The 1,566-nt window shown below is 33.1% G+C and carries 1 protein-coding gene; it reads left to right on the top strand.

Annotated elements, in window-relative coordinates:
- Nucleotides 1–1,566 (top strand): hypothetical protein (locus DAHG_RS21280; RefSeq protein ID WP_034456092.1); only part of this gene is annotated, 1,566 nt, incomplete at both ends.

Here is a 1,566-nt window from a genome sequence, read left to right as displayed (position 1 = left end):
CAATGCTGCTCCGGTGTTCGCTGCTGCTCCAATAGCTGTATGCGATGGCACGGATGATACTGCTGCAAAATGCAAAACTATTTTTTATGATTTGTCAAAAGCAATTGAAAAAATTGGTTTAGAAGAGTTAAACGTTGAAAGTGAAGCAACTATAGATGGAACCGATGATGTTAGAATTATTGCAACAATTATTGTTAATAAAGCAGGTTTAGAGAAACATTTAACCGGTTCTGATTATACAACATTTAGAAAATGGATGGATGTTGTTAATATTATTGCTGCGGATACTGAAACTGGCAAGGATTCAAAGGGTATGTTCTCAACAGCATATTTTACTTCAGATGCAAATGATACAGAAAAAACAGGCGGCTTAGTTAACTTTTATGCAACACAATTAGCAGCTGGTGGTGAATGGAATGGGTCTTCTTTGAAAGATAATGCCTCCGCTGCTGTTAAAGCATATGAGAAAATGACAAAGTGGATTGAAGATGGTTATTATGATCGTTTAGACGAAAAATTGTCTAATCGTTTTGATACTGTATATAATGATTTAGAAGAAGCAGCATCTGATTATGTAGTATCAGATGATAAAGTAACAGATCTTTTTGTTGCAGCTTGGACAACAGTGTTGGAACAAGATTTGGATGGTAAAGATAAATTAGATTTTGGTAAGAATGTAGATGCATTTGAAAAGGAAACTAAGTATACTAGTGGAGTAACTGAAACCATCAATTTATCAAGCAAAACTGATATCAAAAAGCGTATTTCAGATATTAAAGATGCTCCAAATTATTATCGTGTAAAAAATGAAGATGCTGTTCAAGATATTATAGCTCAATATGAGGATTTATTAGATACAATTACTGATTTAAAAGATATTCTCAAAACTAATGCATATAAAGCTTATACATCCACTAAGGTAGAAGAAGCTTTAACTGGTGATGATTCTACAGTAAGATCTATTGTAAAGAAATTTACTGATTCTGAAGATACTGAGAAGAAGAGCGCTAGCGCATGGGCAAAAACACTATCAAATGAACAATATGAAATCTTAAAAGCATTAAAAGAAGATGTATTAGATGAAGTTTATAATTTCGAAACTAAGAAAGTAGGTAATTATTATGTAGACAAATCTGGATGGGTAGACGGATTTACTGGTACTTCTACATTAAAAACAGATTTAGGAGCTGACGCATATGATATCTTCTTTAAATTGGTAGATACTAAGGAAGGATTATTTGGTATTGATGTAGTCATGAATCATTTAACTGATTTCGTTGATGCCTGGGATGCAGTAACAACAGATATCGAAAAATTAACTCCTGCTAATATTAAAGCTTCTGATAAAGCAACATTAGAAGCTGCTGAAGATGCTATTTATGAAATGTCTAATGAGAAGGGCAAGTATGTTAATAATCTAACTAAATCACAAACTAAAGAAATCCGCAAAATTCAAACGAAGATTGATAATTTACGTGAAGCATTTGATAATCTAGGTGTTACAAATGCTGCTGGATGGTATGACATGGGTAACGGTAACTGGGGTTACAACAATGAAGACGGTAC

Source organism: Dielma fastidiosa (assembly GCF_000313565.1).
Taxonomy (GTDB): domain Bacteria; phylum Bacillota_I; class Bacilli_A; order Erysipelotrichales; family Erysipelotrichaceae; genus Dielma; species Dielma fastidiosa.
The sequence above is the reverse complement of the archived record's forward strand: the minus strand, read 5'-3'. Positions and strand labels throughout refer to the sequence as shown.